Genomic DNA, 19,299 nt, shown 5'->3' on the forward strand with positions numbered 1-19,299 from the left:
GGAAAATATCCTCCAAGCTTTTCTTCCGCTCCTCGATCCGAGTGACAGGAATGTTATGTGAAACAAGTAGTCTGTTTAGCTCCGCCACCTCTATGTCCTCAAGCTTGTCGAACTCAAGCCGACTGCCACTTTGGGTCGAACCGTAGCCTTGAGTGAGAAGCAGCCGCTCTGCTTTGACATTGTCTCCGGTTTTTAGCAAGATGGTGGTTTTGCTTTTTTTCCGCAGGCCTGCCATACTGCCCTGGTACAGCAGATTCCCTTCGCTGATAATGCCTACTGAGGTAGCGATCTGTTCGATCTCCGAGAGCAGGTGGCTGGAGAGCAATATCGTTATTCCATAGCGTGTGGGTAATGACTTGATAAGCTCCCGGATTTCACCGATGCCTGCGGGATCAAGGCCGTTCGTTGGCTCATCGAGGATCAGCAGCCTGGGGAAGGCGAGCAAGGCCATGGCGATTCCCAGCCGCTGCTTCATTCCGAGCGAATATTGTTCAGCTTTTTTGTTTTGTTGATTTTCCAGCCGGACGATCCGAATCGCCTCATCCACATTTTTATCCGGCACGTTCCGCAGGCGCTGCATGACCTTCATATTCTCAAGACCTGTCAGATGCCCATAGAAGGAAGGAGATTCAATCAGCGATCCGGTATGTTGCAATATGGATGAGCGATGTCTGCTTAGGCTTTGCCCGAAAATCGTGATCATCCCCTCAGAAGGCTTAATGAGTCCGAGCAGCATTTTTAGCGTTGTCGTTTTCCCCGCTCCGTTAGGTCCCAGAAACCCGTAGATTTCTCCCTCCTGAACCTGAAGATCAACCTTATTTACACGGTTAATTGCCCCATACGTTTTGGACAGATTATGCGTTTGCACAATAGCCGTAGCATTCATATGAAAAGTCAGCTCCAATCAAATCTATTTGAGATCGTTCTCCTCTACTTCAACTGTAATGAGTGCGCCTTTCTCCAGCCTAAAGAGAACCTTACATCTACCTTAAATAGAATTGGCAAAACACAGATAACCCCCTTGTTCATGTATAATAAAAATCGGGTGATACAACATGGACAATTTAAAATACAAAAAAATATTAATTGTAGATGATGAACCGGAAATCAGAATTATGATTGAACGGTTTTTAAGAAAAGAGGGCTTTTTCCGCATTTACACAGCCACCGACTGCGCTTCAGCTTTGTCGATCTGCCGCACAGGCAAGCCGGATATCGCAATTCTCGATGTCATGCTGCCTGATGGCGATGGTTTCTCGCTCCTGTCTTCCATCAGACAGTTCACGGATACGCCAGTCCTTTTTCTCTCCGCCCGGGGCGAGGATGAGGATCGGTTGCTCGGATTAGGCTTGGGGGCAGATGATTACATGGTGAAGCCGTTCCTGCCGCGTGAGCTGGTGTTGCGGCTGATGGCGATTTTAAAGCGGGTTTACGCCTCTCCCGTGGCGGAGCGTCTGTCTATCTTCCGATTGGGGGAACAGACCATTGATCTGGATAGCGCTGTCGTGCACAGGAATCAGAAGGAGCTGCCACTCACGGCAAAGGAGCATGCGATTCTTGTGAAGTTGTACGAGAACCAAGGCCGTATCGTCACGAGCGATGCCTTATGCCAGGCAGTCTGGGGAGACGACAGCTATGGCTACGAAAATACACTGATGGTCCATATCAGACGGGTACGCGAAAAAATCGAGCCGGACCCTTCCAAACCGCTCCATCTTCTCACCGTCAGGGGACTCGGATATAAGCTGCTGGTGAAGGAGATACGTTGAGTGGAGGGAATTATTCGCATATTACGCCGGTTTGTCGCCACGACTATCTTTGTTTCGATATTTCTGCTTATTTTTAACTTCGTACTGCTGGGCACGCTGGTATTCAATGAAATTGACCAGCGCCCGTCTCCGCAGGGCGTCCTCAAGCAAGTAGCCCAAGAGCTTGGTAAGCAGGAAGGCAGTTATCATCTAGACAAGCAAGCCGCTGCGCTTCTCCAGCACAATCAGGCCTGGGCCATGCTGCTAGGTGAGGATGGCCATGTGCAATGGGACTACCTCCTGCCACATGATGTTCCAAGATCCTACAATTTAGTCGAGGTAGCCAAGTTCTCGCGTTATTATCTTATGGAATATCCAGTCTATATTTGGGAACACGAGGATGGCCTGGTTGTGGTCGGGTATCCCAAGAGAAGCTACGGAAAGTATCAATTTGATTTTGTTGCTGACTGGTTAAGATCGTTGCCCATGCGGCTTGTGCTGCTGCTGCTCCTTAATGTGGCGCTGGCCCTGCTGATTTCTGTTGTGATTGGCACGCGTCTCATGAGAGGGATCCGTCCTCTTGTGGCGGGAGTCCACAATCTTGCCAAGGAAGAAGCGGTCCAGTTGGATTCCAAAGGTATATTCGGTGATGTGGCCCAGAGCATTAATTCCGCGTCCGCTATGCTTCAGAACAAGACGGCCGCGTTGAAGGCGCGGGATGAAGCGCGCTCCAACTGGATTGCCGGGATTTCTCATGATATCCGGACTCCTCTCTCGATGGTTCTGGGCTACGCTAGCGAGATGGAGGATAATTCGGATTTGCCTATGGAGCAGAGGCATCAGGCCGGTATCATCCGGCGCCAAGGTGAGAAGCTGCGCTCACTTGTAAGCGACCTGAATCTCGTTTCCATGCTCGAGTATGAAATGCAGCCTTTACATTTGAAGCACATCCGGTTATCGGTTCTGGCGAGACAGGTTGCCGCGGAGTTTTTAAATAGCGGTTTGGATGATCGGTATGACATTGAATTGAAATTGGCCGATGAAGAGGTTCAGATCAATGGAGACGAGAAATTGCTGCTTCGAGCAATCAGTAATCTTGTCCAAAACAGTGTGCGTCATAACCCGCAGGGCTGCGAGATCATCCTGGAAACCACTCTATCCAAGGACCGCTCCCAATACCGCTTTATCATAACGGATAATGGTTTGGGAATCCCTCAGGAGCAATTAGCGGAGATTACCGAATTGCCTTATTCGTCAAGGAGAAAGCGAACTGTCCTGCTAGGTCACGGTTTGGGGCTTCCGATGGTGGCAAGGATTGCGCAGGCGCATCACGGCTCCCTCTCTTTTGCAAGCGGCGTGGACCAAAGAGGTCTACAAGCAGCTATGGAATTCCCTGTGCAGCCGCAGCACGGAAAATAGACAGAGAGAAAAATGAACTAGAGAAAATTGGTCGCATATTTCCATATAATGAAAATAGTTGCGAGTCATCACTCGTGCTATCGCATTCCTGTTGGGATACATGAACAGCCTCCGCCAAAACAAGTGATATGACGACAACGGTATTCGAGCAACTTTTCAACTTCCTTCTGCTACTCTACTAGAATAGACTGCTAAAAGGATGGGATTGTCATGCTGTATCTCCTGCAAATGATAGTATCGATGTTTATATTAGGCTGTGTGGCCCTTGTCACTATAATGACTCTCCAAGCCCTTCTTAATAAGTGATCAAGCTATTAGAAGTACCCAATCTTTATACGAAATCGGCAGCCCCATCTGGGATTCCTCTCCTAAAAGGATAACTTTTTGGGTTTATGCTCCCGCAGCTGCCGATAATTTTAGCTCATTCCATTAATCCTCTTCCACACATCGCCTGTATGTTCTCTCTCCTCTTCCACTCGTAAATTTTCCCACAACTTCCAAATCATCAATTCCTCATCCACCTAGTCAGTTCGTAAGGGTTAACTGCAACTTTTTGGTAAAATTCTGCGTCTATTTACTGTCATAAGGAAGGAGTCTCTCCATGAAACCCTCAGTGCTTTGTATGTTTGGTGTAGCATCACTTGGTTTTGCTTTTGCAGGAAAGGGATTGTGGGCATCGGCTCCTGCAGTCGGGTGGATGCTTGCCGTGTTCTTTTTTTCAGGCGCTTTTTTTGTTACTCTCAAAAATCGGAAATAGTATGAGAATTATGCGGTCATCGTGTTACTCCGGATGCTGTTTTTTCCGCTGATGGGTCTGATCGTGTATATGGTCATTCGGAAAGATTAAATACTACTTTTGCGGTGTAAATGCGGAACGATATCCCAACCCTCACGTATAAAGGTTATGAAAGTTTAGGAGGATCGCAATGTTTAATAGATTAGTTATGATTGGTATATTGGCTGGATTGACATTAATTACGGCTGCCTGCGGGGCGAAGCCAGCTTCGACTGAAACAAAGACCGCTACTAATGAGCCAAAGCAGGTCGCGGCTGCACCCGTTGTTGAGGAACAAAAGACGGAGGTTAAGGAAGCTGTACCGCCAGCTAAAGAAACACCAAAAGCGGTTCAATTTAAGATCGCAGAGGATAAGAAAAACGAGAAGCAAAATGGACGCTATATCCGCGTAACTACCGATTCGACCTCAGAATCCGATTTCAAAGATATTATCAATCAAGTGAAGGCGGATTCCAAAGCTTACGATGCCGTATGGTTATATATACATGATACCAGCGCAAGCCCTTTTGGTAAAAACATAGCTACGGTCAGATTTCCTATAACTCAAAAAGGGATCGCGTTGGTGGGTGCCAAAAATAAAGACGATGTCATCATGGAATCGAAATCGGTGACTGGAGCAAAAACACCAGCTGAACCAAAGAAACAGGACAACCCCGCTCCGGCTGTTGCTAACAAAGGCTGGGAAAGCGATGTAGATGAAATCGCAAAATCCAAAAAAACCGAAACCGAAAAGTTTGACGAGATTTCAAAATTGGCAAGAATTTATCAACCGAGCCAACAAGAGCTAAAGGATTTTGAAACGATCATCATAGCTGAATTTAAAAATGGCAAATATTTAAAGGATGTAAAAAACCACAAATATATGCTGAGTAATGTTTTCCGATCTACAGTAGTAGAAAGGCAGTATGATGATAAAGAAAAGCAGCCTATCGATGCATTCGCTTTGGACTTTTTACAAAATACCAAGAACACTTATCGTGGTGAGGCAGTGAGCAGCGCTTCTGTTAAATCCAATGAAGAACAGATGAAAAAAACGTTAGCCCAAATAAAATAAAAATAACACCAGCCGATGATTCGGAGGTGCTGCCTTTCCCTTCATTCTTACATAAAGAGAAAAATAAAAACAAATAATGCGAGAAAATGCCATTTTTTATATGCAATGCAGTTGGTCAGATAGGTCATCAAGTACAATCCACCCATGAGTAATAGCTTGATACCCAAACAAAACACCAAAATAAACATCACAGAAGCTATAATAAAGGATTGTATGATGTTTAACCAAGTCCTTTTGCTGGCCACTTTCGTTTCCATAGCGGCATCCGTTGTACGCTCCTGCAGATCAATTTCATCTGTAATCAATGGAGTACCACAGTTGTCACAAAATTGGTGTTTTGCATTATTCGCTGAACAGTTGGGGCATTGTATCACGTTGTTTGGCTCCTCATGAATCCTCATCGATTGAGATTTTTAGTTTCATAGACCTACTATTCGACATTAAGGAAAACATTTCCTTTGAAATTTACAATTTAATACCATTCATATTAACATTATAGGAATGATATGTTATGATTTCTTAAGATTTACATCAACCAAGGGAGTGTGTCATATGCCGATTACCACATTTAAAGCGACAGCACATTTACAAGAAGGCGTAGTTGTCAAAGTGCGTTCCAGAGATTTTGAATTTACAATCGATGAACCCAAAAGCTTAGGCGGAACGGATACTGGTATGAACCCTGTTGAAGCGGTGCTTGGTGCATTGGGAGCATGCCAATCCATCGTGGCCAGAGTATACGCCAAAAAGTTTAATATTCGTCTTGATGATTTTTGGGTGGAGGTTGAAGGAGACCTCGACTTGGACGGATTTTTCAAAAAGTCTGACGTTCGTCCCGGTTATTCCGATATTCGTTATAACTTTCATATCAAAACCGATGCTCCCAAAGAACAGGTTGAAGAGTTTGTACAATTTTTGGAACAGACCTGCCCGGTTGGAGACACCATTGCAAATCAAGTCAATCTTAAATTAAACGGCATTATCATTGAAAACTAAACTTAGCTCACTCCATATCTTACATAAAATATAACCCCTTCACTGCAAGGGGTTTTCGCATTCTCAACAGTCTATTCAAATATGCCAAATAGCCAAATCAGCTCAATGGTCAAAATTTGGTCAAAAACATGTAAGGTATGTTATCTGGGCCACTTTCATAGCATCCATCTTCACCTCAATCACTCCCTCATTTGATGAAGCAGCGTCTTGACGTACTCTCCCAGCTTGATGCTGATTCTCGACTTCACTACATCGCGCATAACGGAAAACGGATACTCATAACCACGGCAAAGATATTTATAGTGCAGATCCTCATCCGGGCGAATATCTTCAAACACCCTGATTTTCCTAGCCTTTAATTCATTTTTATTTTTGACCATTTCGGCATGAATACGGTTCATGAGAATTTGCGTGGCTGCTATGTAATACCTGCGAAGCATGTTGGTTGAAACTTCAAACTCTTTCCCATTCCTCTCTATCATTGTAAGCATCATAGGCAGCAAAATCGAATTGAGTATCATTTCATGCTCCTCCTCAGTCGGCTTTTGCACCTGCTTTACTTCCGGCTCGGGATTTTGTCGCGCAATCAAGGCTTCCTTGTGCTGCGGCAGCATCATCCGTGAAGACTCCCAGCGACCGTTACCTTCCAGTTTTTTGCTCATTTGTAGTGCCCTCCGATTTTAAGAGCTCTGTGCTGTGCTTGACCTGCTTTACTTGCTGATGAAGCTCTGATAATAGCCGCACTGCCGAATCTGTCCTTGATGAAATCCGTAGCTTTTTCCAATGCCCGCAGCCTTTCCTGATCCTCGAATAAGGTTAGCTGGTATTCTTCATCTTTCACCAGTCCGCTTATCGTCACCCCTGCTCTGCGAACCGGCATGCCATCCCAGAAGCGATAAAACAGGCTGCGTGCGGCTTCGTAAACTTTGTTCGTATTGTTCGTAGGGTCCGGTAATGTCGTTTGACGCGAAAATCCTGTCGGTGCATCAAACGGGCTGCACATACACCCGACCGTTACTGTCGAGCCCATATATTGCTTACGCCGCGCATCACGGCATATTTCTTCCGTCAGCTCGAGCAGTATCGTATCGATCTCTTCCTCTGTAGCGTAATCCCGCGGTAACGTCATCATATGACCTACAGATTTGGGGGCTACACGGTGAGTGCTTGGCGTTACCAGGCTGCTATCGATCCCATTCGCCGTTTGCCACAGCAAATCTGCATGGATATCGGCATTTTTGCCAAATCTAGTTTTTAACAAGCTTTGCAGCTTCGGTAAAGGCGTTTGGGCCAGATCCCCGATATAGTGTATGCCCAGCCGAAAAAAATGCTTTTTCATCCGACTCCCTACACCGAACATTTTTTCAATAGGCAACTTCCACAAATCTTCCGCCAGGTTTGCTTTGTCTATGATGCAGATTCCTTCCGAATTCTTTTTGGCGTAGTTGTCACAGGCCATCTTGGCCAGCATTTTGGTTGACGATATCCCCACTCTTGAGTATACGCCGGTAGCCAGCATAATCGCCGTCTGGATTTGCTTGGCGATTTCCGTTGGCGAACCGAACATCCCGACCGAGTTGGTAATATCCAGGAACTGTTCGTCTATGCTAAAAGGCTCGACAAGATTCGTAAACGATTCGAATATCTCTGTGATTCGCAAGGATACATCAATGTACATCTGCATCCGGGGCTTCACAATAATCAGCTCAGGACATTTGCTTAGAGACTCACCCAAGCGCTCCGCTGTAGTCACACCATACTCCTTGGCAATGGGACAGGCCGCCAAAATAATGCCAGAGCGGCGGGCCGGGTCACCGGCAACTACAAGCGGTTTATCCCTATATTCCGGGTGAGCAGCCTTCTCAACGCTTGCATAGAAGCTCTGGCAGTCCACTAATAAGATAATACGCTCTTTCATACGGACCACCTCTGCGCTGGAGCAATTGCCAAAATATTGTCCTGCTTGAACACCCGAAGTCCTTTCTGAGTGAAGCAGTAGGCGCAGACATAGTTATTTTTGATCGAACGCACCTCAATAAACCGCTGTGTAATCGCACCCTGCTTATTCATATACATGATCTCTACCCTCTGACCTATATAACGCTGCATCTCCATAGTTATCACCTCACCGAACGATTTGTAAAGTTGTGGTGGCTGCAAAACACTCCATAGCTCCGTGAACACCTTGTTATTGAGTAAACAGGTACACGCCAGCCAATTACTTAATTACAGAACATTTGTTCTCTTTATTGTATTCAATATACCGAACAAATATTCGCATTTCAACAGGTATTTTTTGGGATGTTCGTGGTTTTTGGCTGATCACGTCATGTCATACAATGGTTGCGCTTGATCCATCAACAAGATCGGGATCGTTCGTGTTCGTACTGTTGTTCTGATTATTCGTTACAGACCCAAAGCTATCGCCCGGCGAAAATGAGTTGGCACCCGCATAATTTTTGGAGGTACTGGAAAGAATGATATAAGCTGTATCTCCAATTTGCACATTGGAACTTGGTCCCACGCTATTAATTTTGATATTTCCAACGACTGAAGGCATTGCTAGTACCTCTCCCATCCTATAACCCATTTGTACATATTGTATGAGATAACCGCCCAAACGCTACTACAGGCAGCAAATTGAAATGCATACATAGGAATATCGCAAGACCGCAGTTCAAGCAGACAGAACATTCCGCTTCTCCCATCAAGCTATGAATGTCCCATTCATCGTTCGGGTAAGCTATAGCTACTCTGAATTAAAGGATTGATCCACATGAACATTCATACAGATAGCTTCAAGGTTGCATCGCTCCACGAGTATGACCGCGCGGTAAAAATCATCGAAGACGCCGAATCGTCTATCGCACAATTGGTCGGTAACGAAATCACTCTGATTGCTTACGAAAAAATCGAAGATTTGAAAAGCCAGATTTGATTTAACGAGGAATGGGTAAGTAAAGTCAACGTCATAATTATCCAAGGAGGAATGAGTGATGAATAAAAAAACACTGGCTGTCATTGGACTCGGAGCTGCATATTTGCTAAGAAACAAACAAACCCGTCAAAATTTGATGAACCAGCTTAAGTCTTTTGCCGTAAAAACTAAAGCCAAATCGTAAAAAGGCAACAAAAATGCCCCATCTGATTTTATCCATCAGAAAGGGGCATTTTCTCGTTATTGGGGGTATGCTAAATTTGATAATCAATGAACGACGTAGTTCACTGCGGTCATATATTTTCTCATTCTGGATTGCAGCTCGAAATTACTGACAATAACATGATTGAGATCAATTCGATGATGATCCTGATATCGAAAAAAGAGCTGTCCTTTGATTTGTTGCATGTCTGCGTTCACATGATCAATCGCCGATTGGAAAGCCGGATTATAGGTCTTTAGATGCTCAAGGCTTTCTGTAACCTCGGATAGGAGAAGGAATTCTTTCAGCAATTCTTCCTCACTCATGGTGGCAAAGGGAATCTTCATCAGACCACTTCCTTAATCATAATTCTTAAGCCTGTTAGCTTCAGGGACTTAAGAACTATATCGGTAAAGCAATCTTAATAATGAAGTGCAATCTCGAAACATGAGCATGGAATATGGATTCCTTGAGATGATAGGATTAAACCTTTTTCATGACCGGGGTTCCTGTCATAAGGCGGCCCAGCGGAAAGCGGCTGAGCATTTGGGCAGCGAAGACCGACAGCAGTGTACATATAACAAACGCAACCAGGGTCCGCAGCGATACATTCCAGCCTGGCAAGTAGCGGTCCGTTACAAACGTAGCCGCGGTTAACATCAAGGCATGGGCCAAATAGGCGCCGTATGAATAGTGACCCAGGAAGTTAAAAAACCGCTTGAAGCGTTCACTCGCCCGTTCTTGAAAAGCCAAGGCCGCAATATACATGGCAACCACGGAAATCATCAGAAACACAGCCATAAAAGGTTGAACCAACAAGGTATCGTTATATTGAATGATAATCTTCCCATTAACTTGAAAGTGACCAACAATTGTATAAAATAATACACAAGCAACCAGCACATACAGACTGATTCCTAGTGTTTTCCATTGTAGTAATAGCTGCTTCCAGCGGTTCATATTCAATCCAGCAACAATACCCATAACAAAATAAATGAAAAAGTAAAGCGCGTTACGGTCGGCATACTCAGAGAACAGTGGTGTCAGTACAGGAAGATTCCATGCTATTACAGCATTACTAATCGTACCCTGCAGCGCAGTAAGCCATATGTATCCGATCGTGAGCACAATAAGTCCTGCTGTGAGCTGCCTCGCACTGCAAGCTGCCCAAATTCGTAAAACCCATTGTTGAATCAGCGGGAATAGCAAATACAGCTGAATAACCATAATGACATACCACAGATGATACGACGCTGTACCGGTTAGCCCAAATTCATAAATTCGTTTGAGCTCCTGTCCGAGCGGAATTCCATCTTCACGAAAAGCGATCTCATATATCGCTGACCAGATCAGGTAAGGCAGTACAATATCCTTGCAGCGTTTGCGGATAAAGCTGCTGGCATGAACACGCTCCTGGTAATTATAAAACAAGACAAGACCGGTTATAAAAATAAACATAGGAACGGCAAATTTCGCCGCAATTAACACAATGGCCAGCATAGCGCCATCCGCAATGCCAGCCTCCGGCACATAAGCATAGTGACCAATAGCATGCTGAAGCACGACCGCCAAAAAGGCAAAGCCGCGCAAAATCTGTATTTCTGCAATTCTCGGCTGTTTGGCTTTCATGTCTCTCTCCTTCCATATGGACGCTTAGCGGGTTGACTCGAAAAATTCGATCCATTCCCCGTCAGGACCATAAAAAAAGAAATAGCGTGAACCATTCGGCAGCGTTGTGATCTCGGAATCAATCATCTTCAAATCAGGATTGGTACGGATACGCGTAAATTCTTCTTCGATATGGTCCACCGTGAATGCAATATGATGAACCTTACCTTCTTGCGGCAGCTTGTCATTATAGCCGGAGATCAGCTCCAGCTCGGTTTCAGCTGATTGTCCGAAGCCCATAAATGCCAGTCGGATAACACCATTGGTGTGCGTCAGGGTCCCCTTTAGGACGAGCCCGACAATGTTCTCATAAAAGGCTATGGAGCGTTCCAGATCAGCTACCATAATACCCACATGTTCGATCTTTTTTGTTGCCATTAGCGTTTCTTACCCCTTTACTATTTTTAAGTACCCAGTACTTTTTTACCTCTTGGTTTCGTCCCTTGTGCGTCAGGCTCCAGTGTAATTCCTAACGTCTCAAAGGTGCTTTCCGCAGGCGTCAGATCGTAGGTAAGTACGCCGTCCCCCTTCTCATTCACACGGAAGGTACCTCCATTGTATCGTACACCTTCTTTAACAAACCACAACTGGTACGCCCAATCTCCAGTGTTTTTATTCAAGCCATTAACCTGCAGCACCAATTGCTTGGCATCGCCCTGCTGCTTGATGAAGCACTTACCTGCAGCCTCCGGCATACTCGGATCAAAGGCCTTTAGTGTATACTGCTTGACGACTTGAGCAGGCTGAACCTCAGGCAATGTAGTGTTGGGTGAACCAGCAAACCTGTTATCCCCGTAATCCTTCAATCCCCAGCCTATCGATGCACCTATGGCTATAAATAAGACGGCTGCAGCCACATATGACCACCTTCTGGCCTTTTTGCCTGTCTGGGTGAGCTGTGGTTGCTCCTCTGCAGCCGTTTGTGGAGCAGGGGATACCAAGACTAAGTGTTCATCCGGCTGATCCATCCCTATCCCTATTTGTCGTTCGTGTTCAAGGACATTTTGCATAATATTATCGAACATGTGTCCTTTTGCCAAATCAGGTATGTCGATCTCTTCCATCTCGTAAGGTAACGTTTGCCATACCTGCCGAAGGTTCTTCAGCTCTTCTGCGCAATGTGGGCATGCCGCCAGATGCTCGACAAAAGCATGTGACGCTTCCGGAGACAGCTCCTTTAAAAAGAAGGGAAATACTAGATCGCAGTCATTTATTTTCTCGCTCATGGTAGCTTACCCCTCTCCTTCCGGCGACAAATGCTTTCGCAGCGTTTTTAGCGCTTGATGCAATCTACTCTTTACGGTTCCTATCGGTTCCCCATTACGGGCCGCAATTTCGCTTAATGTATAGCCTTCCCAATAGAAATGCCGTATTAATTGAACCTGATTATCTGATAAATGTGGATAGGCGGCCTCAATCTGCTGCTTTAACAATCGTCTGGCAACCGTTTCCTGAAGCTCATCCCTACCCGACAGGGCCGTGTGCTCAGTCTCGGGGATCTCATAATCAAAAGACACGAGAACCTCCTGCTTTCGCTGCTTTCTCAGCTGATCTATCGTAATGTTTCTCGTAACCGTAATGAGCCAGTTCACGAACTGCCCTTTGGTGGGATCATAGCCTTTATTAGAGGTCCAAATTCGTGTAAATACCAATTGAACGATATCCTGAGCAAAGGAAGCGTCATTGCCCGCCCCTGATTTTACGGCGTATGAATAAACGAGCCGCACATAGCGATCATACAAAATACGCAGTGCGAAGCTTTGTTTCTCTTGTATTAGCTGCATTAATTGCTCATCCGGATATGGCTGCACGTAATCTGCGCTCCTCGGGTCAGCTTGTGACCCTCTTATTATAAGAAACGAATAAATTGCGAAAAAGGTTTATCCCTATCTTCTTATAATAAGAAATATTTTGCAATAGCTATGCAGCTCTACCTACGACAAAAAAAGCCCGCAGCGCCTGAGAGCTTCCTCTCGACTACGGACTTCATAGCATTTAACTTATTTAACGATAATCGTTGCTTTCATAAAATCTTTATGTGGAGCGCAATAGTACGTGTACTCGCCCGGTTCAGTCAGTGTAATAGATTCGGATTGACCTTTAGCCAGCAGCTTGGTTTCAAATACTGGAGAACCGTCTGCTTTCAGCTTATCGGAAACTGCATTATGCTCGATAGCATGATTATTAGTAAATGTGATTGTAGCGCCTGCTTCAACTGTCAGCACCTGCTCAGAGAACTTAAAATTATCAATGTTGATAGAGTAATTTTTAGCTGCTGCTTGAGGAGCCGGAGTCGTCGCTGGTTGTACTGGCGCTGGAGTCGGCTGTGCAGGTGTCGGTGCTGGCGCAGGTGTTGCCGATGCAGGAACCTTAGGCGTAGCCGCAGGATCAAGAACATACCATACCTTGCCCACATCCTGACCTGTCACATCACCGGCTTTCATATCTTTAATATAGTAATATAAAGGCCAGCCTTGGTAGGTCGTTTGCTTGGTCCCATCTTCGCGGGTAATCGTTCCAAAATCAGCAGCTTTCAAATCACCCATGTTGGGAACATGCTCTGTATAAAAAATCGGCCAGTTCACTTCACAGTTTCCTTTACATACGCTTAAGCTTGCTGTGTCTTTGGTATACAGGTAGAGAGCCATTCCTTTAGAATCCGTCAGGAACGTGCCCAACGTATCGTTCTTCGCCGTCTTAACACCCGAATAGTTCATAACCATCCAGGAGCCGCCTACGCCTTGTCCTTTGGTATCTCCAGCCTTTTCATCCTTGATGTAATAATAGAGCGGCCATCCTTGATAAGTCGTTTGTTTCTTCCCGTCCTCACGAACAATTGTTTTGAAATCGGCAGCATTCAGATCGCCCGAGATTTGAATAGAATCTGCAGCATAAAGCGGCCAATTCGTAACGCATTGATCCTTGCAAGCGCTCACGTTAGGAGTATCTTTCATAAACATATAGAGCGTTTTGCCAGCCTCATCAGTCAAATAAGAACCAACCTCGGCATTAGCGGCTATTTTAATGGAAGCGTATTGTGCACCCGCTGCTTTCGCAGCATCCACAACCTTTTGTTCTACCAATGTGTCCAGCAGTGTTTTGCTTCCACCCTTTACTTTGCTCTTTAAAGCTTCGACAGTTGCTGTAGCGATATGTAGGTTGCGTAAAGATCCTGCCTTAGCGACTTGGGATAAGCCCAATGTGCCTGCATAAGCGATGACACCATCATATTTAAAATCAGTATCCTGTTTGTACCCAAGAGATTCTACGAGCACCTTGTAATATTGCTGTGCAGTAATTTGTGCATTAGGCTCAAACTTGCCATTACCCGTACCTGTCCAACCCAGCTGAGGATTCGCTTTTAGATAGCCAAGGATCGCTTTATTGCTGTCATTAACAAGAGCCGCATCCGAGAAGTTATCTGCCCCTTTAAACGCCACAGCTGTGGCTTCAAGACCCTTCAATCTCAAGAATAAAATAGCAGACTGTAATCTTGTCGTAGTCTTGGCCAAATAACCAGCGCTGACACCACTTCCATCCCCCTGCAGTACACCGAGGGCCTCTACAATTTGTGCATCCGTTTTCACATTGCTTGATACTGGAGCCTCTGCTGCCCACGCCGGAAATGCGCTGCCCAGCATAAAAGCTCCTGCTAACAGCCATGCTGCTGCTTTACTGCGTTTCATCATACCCATCCCAACCTCCATCAAAGATAATTTAGATGTACCCTACACCTAATGAAGATAACGCAGTAGATTCGACATAGGTTTTACGATTTTTTGAATAATTTTATAAAATACACAATAATTTTTCACAGCAGCCGGATCCCAGCTTATTAGCTTAGTTGCAGAACCTGCAAAGCACATTCGTTGATAAAAAGAGAACGATGAATTAAACTTCTAAATAGAGTAAAATGCTGATTGTACTGCAGACTGAAGTACGAGCTGAATCTTGCCTATTATACGGAGGTGTGGAATGATGAATAGCGATGATGCTATCGAGTATTTGGAAAATAGTATTGATAAAGCAGCGGATGGACTCCCCGAGGAATTATTTTTATTTGTCAGCCGTGTAACTCCGCTTATTTGTGTTGATCTGCTTATTCAAAATGAGGCCAAAGAAATTTTATTTACATGGAGAGATGATGAGATCTTCGGGAAGGGCTGGCATCTGCCTGGAGGGGTGATTCGTCATAACGAGCTGTTTAGCGACAGAATCATCAAGGTAGGTGAAATAGAGCTGGGAGCTATTCTCGAGCACGATCCAGAACCGCGTACCTTTGTGCAGGACCTGGATGTCAACAAATTCAATAGAGGTCATTTTATCGCGTTCCTGTATGGCTGCCGCCTGCTGTCCGATCCGGATGAGTCCAGACGTTATTATGGTGGTGTTCCTCGTGTTGGCGAGTGGGCCTGGTTCAGCGGATCTCCCGAACCTTTGCTGCCGACTCATGAGGTTTATCGATCTTATTTGGAATAGCTATTGGTGCAAACACTCATAACAGACAAAATGTTAGCAAGCCCGGCAATCCGCTCCATAAATCAGGAGAGAATGCCGGGCTTGTCTGATGTCGTTATTTTGAAAAGCCTTATGTATTAAGGGATTTTCGATATGGGCCTTGAGGGACTCGAACCCCCGACCAATCGGTTATGAGCCGACCGCTCTAACCAACTGAGCTAAAGGCCCACAATAAAATTAAGTTGCGGGGGCAGGATTTGAACCTGCGGCCTTCGGGTTATGAGCCCGACGAGCTACCGGGCTGCTCCACCCCGCGATAGTTAATGATGCTCTTGCTCTCTTAGCGACGTTTTCTATTCTACAATAATTCCAAAAGAAAAGTCAAGAACTATTTAAAAATAGCTTACAAGAGATAGCGTACACCGAAGCGACCCTTTTGTGATCGGAACACTTCCACCTCCTGCGGACATTCGTAACCATAGATCCACCAGTCCTCTTCCATTCGTTTGGCTAAGCATCCAGCCTGAAATTTACTCTCGTACAGCTTGACCCAATATACCCAGTTCACGATGATCACCCTACCTGTAATAAAATAGCCCACTAGCCTGTAGCATAACCCAAATAAGCCATCCTTATCTCAAAAATACGGTATTATGTTCAGACCTATAGCAAAAAGCCCTGATCCCCACTTCAGATAAGTGGTTATCAAGGCTTTTACATCATTATATAAAGATAGATACAGTTCTAAAGTCCAGTGCCTATTGCTTGTAAACACCCAGCAGACGCTTCGAAACTCCTGCAGGTGTAGTGAATGCTTCATAGAGACGGATCGTTAAAGGACGATCCAATTGCTCCGTTGTTGCATCAAAGATAAGGTTGTTTTCTCCGCTAACCAGACGATTCGTTCCAATAAAGCTACCTGATACCGTACCGATCAAACGATCTACCGAATCATAAAGCTCGAATTGCAGCTTGGAGAAGCTGGCATCGATCTGAATTTGTTCCTGTCTCGTCAAATCAAGATTAAAGCGGGTTTTATAGGAATAGCTATTATTGCCTGTACGATTATAAGTCGGTGTAATCGTCCAATAGGTGACTTTGGCATCGAACGGATACACGCTGAATTTCTCTTCTGTTTCTGCCGGCTGAATCTCCATGCTATAAGCAGCGATGTTCGTTTTGTATGGAGCTGCTTTCACCATATCGTTAATTTTCAATACCAGATCCTTACCGCTCTCGGACTGTGGCAGTGTGTAAGAATAGCTAACAACTAATCCCGAGTTAGGTAATATTCTTTGCGTGGATACTGTTTGACGATTGCCGCTGTAAGTATAACCATCCGTGCTGAGAAGCTCGGTTTGGAATACAGGAACTGCCATTGGAACATCGCTTCTGTTTAAAATCCTGAACTTCGATGTGACATTCTTGGAGCCTTCATCCGTGTTATCATCAATGTGAAACTCTACAACCGACACCTCAAGATTCGGATGAATCAGCTCACTCAAAGCATCGAAAGTCATCGGATTTCCCAATTTGTAGGCAGGATAAGCAACTCTTGCAGCCGTGCTAGGCAGCAAAATATTAAGTCGGCCCACATTATAGGTAACAACGGTTGGAACACCGGTTGCACTAGCCTGTGAGAATTTTTCCGGAGTCAGTACATTGATACTGGAAAGGACGGTATCATTATTCGTAGAGATAGCAAAGTGGATATACTTTTGCTCTCTCGCTTCCAGAATAACCTCCCCTTGCTCAACCTTTTTCCCATAATACGATTGCGCTTGAGAACTATCCGATGCAGCAGTACCTGAAGCCGGTGTAGTAGAAGTTGAGTTATCAGTAGACGACCCTGTCCCTTCAGCACCGCTGGTATTGGTTGTACCCTCAGATGCTGCAGCATCTGCAGTTCCGCTACCGGATGCTGAGGTACCAGCATTCACTGTAACAGGTACCTGTTGGCCCGTAACAGCCGTTGTAGGTCCAGCCGCGTCTTCTACAACCTTTTGCCCCTCAAACACTTTGGACGACGTCTTACCATCGATAATGAATTCAGGAAGGGTCTCACGCTGATCTGTCGGGTTGGTCACAAGCAGCTGCAGCACTTGAATCGTGCCTTTATCTGTTACTTCTTTGTCGATGCTTACAGGTGTGTACTCAAGTGGTGAAGTCAAAGAAGGAATTTTGAACTTCTCGCCCCATTTCTTCACTGAAGCGGGGTCCGTAATTTTCATATCGCTGCCCTTCCAGGATTGGCCGCTGATAGGAATGGCAAGAATTCGCGTTTCGGTTTTGGGATACACGTAATAGTCCACATCTGTCCAATTCGCTTCTGATAGTGTAACCGTATCGGTACGATCAATTACAGCCAAATAGCTTAATTCTGTCGTTGCCTTAGGTTGAATGGAACGTGGATTGGATGCACTTGATTGCAGTATATATTCAACGCCTTCGATTGTTTTCACACGAAGCTCATACTCCGGAACACGCGCAATGGCGGCACCGGTATTTTTCATGCGTACGACTACTCCCACACGGGTTCCGCCGTCCACACGCTCGTTCAGGACGGTTTTGATATCAACGCTTAAGCTGTTCGTCAGCTGATAGGTAACTGCAGCAGGTGTTCCTGACTGCGTTCCTGCCAATTCAGCGGCCATTGCCGAGTAGCTTGATGTCATAAGAGATGATGTAATAAGGACGGATACCGCTGTTTTTTTCCAATTCATTTTCACTTTTATTTCCTCCAGTTAGCCAGATTATTTCGCTAGTTGTACTTTTTCTTTGTCTTTCAGTTGGTTCTGACCGGAAACGATCAATTGCTCGCCTTCTTTTATACCTGAAATGACTTCCTGAACCGTCTCATTCAGACGCCCCAGCTGTACTTTACGTTTCTCGGCAACATCTCCAACAAGTATAAATACGGAAGTATCTCCGCCTTCACGAACCACACTTAACGTTGGAACCGTAATAACGATTTCGTCCTTCTCTTCAGTCAGAAGGATCTGCACCTTGTTGCCTGGCTTAAGCTTGGTATCGGCATTCGCGATTTCAAGTTCTAATGGATACGATTTGGACTGTGAGCTCATTACATCGGCTAAGTAGCTGACCTTGCCCTTCAGCTTTTCAGTGGTGCCTGGTACATAAAAGGTCAACTCTGTCTTGCCGCGAACCAGCTGTGCAGAAGCCTCCGTTAATTCAGCTTTGATCTTGATCGGATCCAGCTGCTGCACCTGAGCAGCTTTAAAGCCGGCGGTCAAGCTCATTCCCACTTCTATCGGCAGTTCGGTAAGCACACCGCTCACTGGTGCTTTCAGCTCCAGATTGTTCAGCGTGCGATCTGCTTCACGAATGCTCAGATTAGACGATTCTACCTGAGTTTCGAGCTGGGACAAGGAGTTCGTTGTTTCGATAGTGTTTAGCTTGTTCTTCGCACTTTCCAAATCCAACTTCAGGTTATTTAATTGCGTCTCTGCTTGATCTAACTGAAATTTTGTGAGCAGACCCAGATCATAGTCATTGCGGGCCTTACTGAAATTTTTCTCTGCATCCTTGACGGCTTGCTCGGTTTTCGTAACTGCATTTTGCAAATCGACCTTAGAGTTGACCAGATCTTCCTTCGCTTTTGTCAGCTGCTGACCCGCGCTTTTCACGCCCAGCACGCCCTTTTGCTTTTGCAGCTCAACATCGGTAGGGTCAAGCTTTACAAGAAGCTCGCCCTTTTGAACCATATCGCCGCGTTTTTTATAAATTTCCTGGACGTCACCGCCTACTTTTGTGACGATATCCATTTGTATAGAGGAAACAACGTCTGCTACCTGCTCCAGCGGGGCACCGATCGATTTCTTCTCTACATTGGCTACCTTGACGGTTTTGATGATGGATTCAGCGGCTGCTGGCTGCTGTGGAGGCGCTGCTGGCTGCGTGCAACCCGCCATGATCGCCGTGCTCAAGATAACGACTCCTACTACTTTTGTACTTTTTTTGACGGTATTGATCATTGTAAAGTTCATTGGCCGATTCTCC

The 19,299-nt window shown here is 45.4% G+C and carries 23 protein-coding genes and 2 tRNA genes; 8 read left to right on the plus strand and 17 right to left on the minus strand.

Translation table 11 applies throughout. The features are described from left to right. On the minus strand, nt 1–886 hold an 886-nt coding region (locus BK127_RS00005), incomplete at its 3' end, for an ABC transporter ATP-binding protein (RefSeq protein ID WP_076228309.1). A 169-nt stretch (nt 887–1,055) separates the two neighbouring features. Here BK127_RS00005 and BK127_RS00010 point away from each other — a divergent pair. The 4 genes from BK127_RS00010 (at nt 1,056) to BK127_RS00020 (ending at nt 5,017) form a co-directional block, all read left to right on the plus strand. Next, nucleotides 1,056–1,769, plus strand: a complete 714-nt coding sequence (locus BK127_RS00010; RefSeq protein ID WP_076227217.1) for a response regulator transcription factor — start codon at nt 1,056–1,058, stop codon at nt 1,767–1,769. Then, complete coding sequence (locus BK127_RS00015) at nt 1,770–3,167, plus strand: sensor histidine kinase (RefSeq protein WP_076227220.1); 1,398 nt, start codon at nt 1,770–1,772, stop codon at nt 3,165–3,167. Between the two features lie 601 nt (nt 3,168–3,768). Further along, the gene (locus BK127_RS43510; RefSeq protein ID WP_179097335.1) at nt 3,769–3,924 is read left to right on the plus strand and encodes a hypothetical protein; all 156 of its coding nucleotides are present in this window, start codon (nt 3,769–3,771) and stop codon (nt 3,922–3,924) included. A gap of 169 nt (nt 3,925–4,093) precedes the next feature. Continuing rightward, the gene (locus BK127_RS00020; protein WP_076227223.1) at nt 4,094–5,017 is read left to right on the plus strand and encodes a hypothetical protein; all 924 of its coding nucleotides are present in this window, start codon (nt 4,094–4,096) and stop codon (nt 5,015–5,017) included. A 47-nt stretch (nt 5,018–5,064) separates the two neighbouring features. Here the strand turns inward: BK127_RS00020 and BK127_RS00025 are convergent, their stop codons facing one another. Then, entirely contained in the window at nt 5,065–5,322 is a 258-nt protein-coding gene (locus tag BK127_RS00025; RefSeq protein ID WP_076227225.1) for a hypothetical protein, read from the minus strand. 247 nt (nt 5,323–5,569) lie between these two features. Between BK127_RS00025 and BK127_RS00030 the strand changes: the two genes are divergently transcribed. Then, nucleotides 5,570–6,013 carry an OsmC family protein gene (locus tag BK127_RS00030; RefSeq protein WP_076227228.1) on the plus strand — a complete coding sequence of 148 codons (444 nt, stop codon included), beginning with the start codon at nt 5,570–5,572 and terminating at the stop codon, nt 6,011–6,013. Between the two features lie 179 nt (nt 6,014–6,192). Here BK127_RS00030 and BK127_RS00035 read toward each other — a convergent pair whose 3' ends face one another. The 4 genes from BK127_RS00035 to BK127_RS00050 all read right to left on the minus strand — a co-directional run bounded on the left by BK127_RS00035 (nt 6,193) and on the right by BK127_RS00050 (nt 8,573). After that, on the minus strand, nt 6,193–6,675 hold the full coding sequence (locus tag BK127_RS00035) for a YhjD family protein (protein ID WP_076227231.1): 483 nt from the start codon (nt 6,673–6,675) through the stop codon (nt 6,193–6,195). Beyond that, nucleotides 6,672–7,940 (minus strand): DNA polymerase IV, encoded by a 1,269-nt coding sequence (locus BK127_RS00040; RefSeq protein WP_144026327.1) that lies wholly within the window; start codon nt 7,938–7,940, stop codon nt 6,672–6,674. The genes BK127_RS00035 and BK127_RS00040 overlap by 4 nt, the downstream gene beginning before the upstream one ends. Continuing rightward, entirely contained in the window at nt 7,928–8,173 is a 246-nt protein-coding gene (locus BK127_RS00045; protein WP_256711122.1) for a hypothetical protein, read from the minus strand. The genes BK127_RS00040 and BK127_RS00045 overlap by 13 nt, the downstream gene beginning before the upstream one ends. A gap of 172 nt (nt 8,174–8,345) precedes the next feature. Further along, nucleotides 8,346–8,573, minus strand: coding sequence for a spore germination protein (locus BK127_RS00050; RefSeq protein ID WP_076227238.1), 228 nt, complete (start codon nt 8,571–8,573; stop codon nt 8,346–8,348). 216 nt (nt 8,574–8,789) lie between these two features. On the opposite strand from BK127_RS00050, the gene BK127_RS43515 reads away from it, so the two are divergent. Both BK127_RS43515 and BK127_RS44655 read left to right on the plus strand, forming a co-directional pair. Beyond that, nucleotides 8,790–8,951, plus strand: coding sequence for a hypothetical protein (locus BK127_RS43515; protein WP_179097336.1), 162 nt, complete (start codon nt 8,790–8,792; stop codon nt 8,949–8,951). Nucleotides 8,952–9,009: 58 nt separating this feature from the next. Further along, entirely contained in the window at nt 9,010–9,135 is a 126-nt protein-coding gene (locus BK127_RS44655; RefSeq protein WP_256711123.1) for a hypothetical protein, read from the plus strand. 83 nt (nt 9,136–9,218) lie between these two features. Here the strand turns inward: BK127_RS44655 and BK127_RS00055 are convergent, their stop codons facing one another. The 6 genes from BK127_RS00055 to BK127_RS00080 form a co-directional block, all read right to left on the minus strand. Continuing rightward, nucleotides 9,219–9,500, minus strand: coding sequence for a hypothetical protein (locus tag BK127_RS00055; protein ID WP_076227241.1), 282 nt, complete (start codon nt 9,498–9,500; stop codon nt 9,219–9,221). 136 nt (nt 9,501–9,636) lie between these two features. Continuing rightward, nucleotides 9,637–10,782 (minus strand): acyltransferase, encoded by a 1,146-nt coding sequence (locus BK127_RS00060; RefSeq protein WP_076227243.1) that lies wholly within the window; start codon nt 10,780–10,782, stop codon nt 9,637–9,639. Nucleotides 10,783–10,806: 24 nt separating this feature from the next. Beyond that, nucleotides 10,807–11,199, minus strand: a complete 393-nt coding sequence (locus BK127_RS00065) for a VOC family protein (RefSeq protein WP_076227246.1) — start codon at nt 11,197–11,199, stop codon at nt 10,807–10,809. Nucleotides 11,200–11,225: 26 nt separating this feature from the next. Further along, nucleotides 11,226–12,047: an anti-sigma factor gene (locus BK127_RS00070; protein ID WP_076227249.1), complete on the minus strand. Its 822-nt coding sequence runs from the start codon at nt 12,045–12,047 to the stop codon at nt 11,226–11,228. Between the two features lie 6 nt (nt 12,048–12,053). After that, a complete protein-coding gene (locus BK127_RS00075) occupies nt 12,054–12,632 on the minus strand; it encodes an RNA polymerase sigma factor (protein ID WP_076227252.1) in 579 nt (192 codons plus the stop codon). A 189-nt stretch (nt 12,633–12,821) separates the two neighbouring features. Continuing rightward, nucleotides 12,822–14,516 carry a plastocyanin/azurin family copper-binding protein gene (locus tag BK127_RS00080; protein WP_076227255.1) on the minus strand — a complete coding sequence of 565 codons (1,695 nt, stop codon included), beginning with the start codon at nt 14,514–14,516 and terminating at the stop codon, nt 12,822–12,824. 283 nt (nt 14,517–14,799) lie between these two features. On the opposite strand from BK127_RS00080, the gene BK127_RS00085 reads away from it, so the two are divergent. After that, nucleotides 14,800–15,300, plus strand: coding sequence for an NUDIX hydrolase (locus BK127_RS00085; RefSeq protein WP_083689005.1), 501 nt, complete (start codon nt 14,800–14,802; stop codon nt 15,298–15,300). Nucleotides 15,301–15,433: 133 nt separating this feature from the next. Here the strand turns inward: BK127_RS00085 and BK127_RS00090 are convergent. The 5 genes from BK127_RS00090 to BK127_RS00110 all read right to left on the minus strand — a co-directional run bounded on the left by BK127_RS00090 (nt 15,434) and on the right by BK127_RS00110 (nt 19,286). Then, nucleotides 15,434–15,507 (minus strand) — tRNA-Ile (locus tag BK127_RS00090). A gap of 14 nt (nt 15,508–15,521) precedes the next feature. Further along, nucleotides 15,522–15,595: transfer RNA gene (locus BK127_RS00095), tRNA-Met, on the minus strand. Nucleotides 15,596–15,682: 87 nt separating this feature from the next. Continuing rightward, on the minus strand, nt 15,683–15,880 hold the full coding sequence (locus BK127_RS43520) for a hypothetical protein (RefSeq protein ID WP_076227261.1): 198 nt from the start codon (nt 15,878–15,880) through the stop codon (nt 15,683–15,685). Nucleotides 15,881–16,037: 157 nt separating this feature from the next. Then, nucleotides 16,038–18,002, minus strand: coding sequence for a hypothetical protein (locus BK127_RS00105; protein WP_256711143.1), 1,965 nt, complete (start codon nt 18,000–18,002; stop codon nt 16,038–16,040). A 30-nt stretch (nt 18,003–18,032) separates the two neighbouring features. Then, the gene (locus BK127_RS00110) at nt 18,033–19,286 is read right to left on the minus strand and encodes an efflux RND transporter periplasmic adaptor subunit (protein ID WP_076227266.1); all 1,254 of its coding nucleotides are present in this window, start codon (nt 19,284–19,286) and stop codon (nt 18,033–18,035) included. Nucleotides 19,287–19,299 lie beyond the last annotated feature (13 nt).

It is taken from the genome of Paenibacillus sp. FSL H7-0331 (assembly GCF_001956045.1).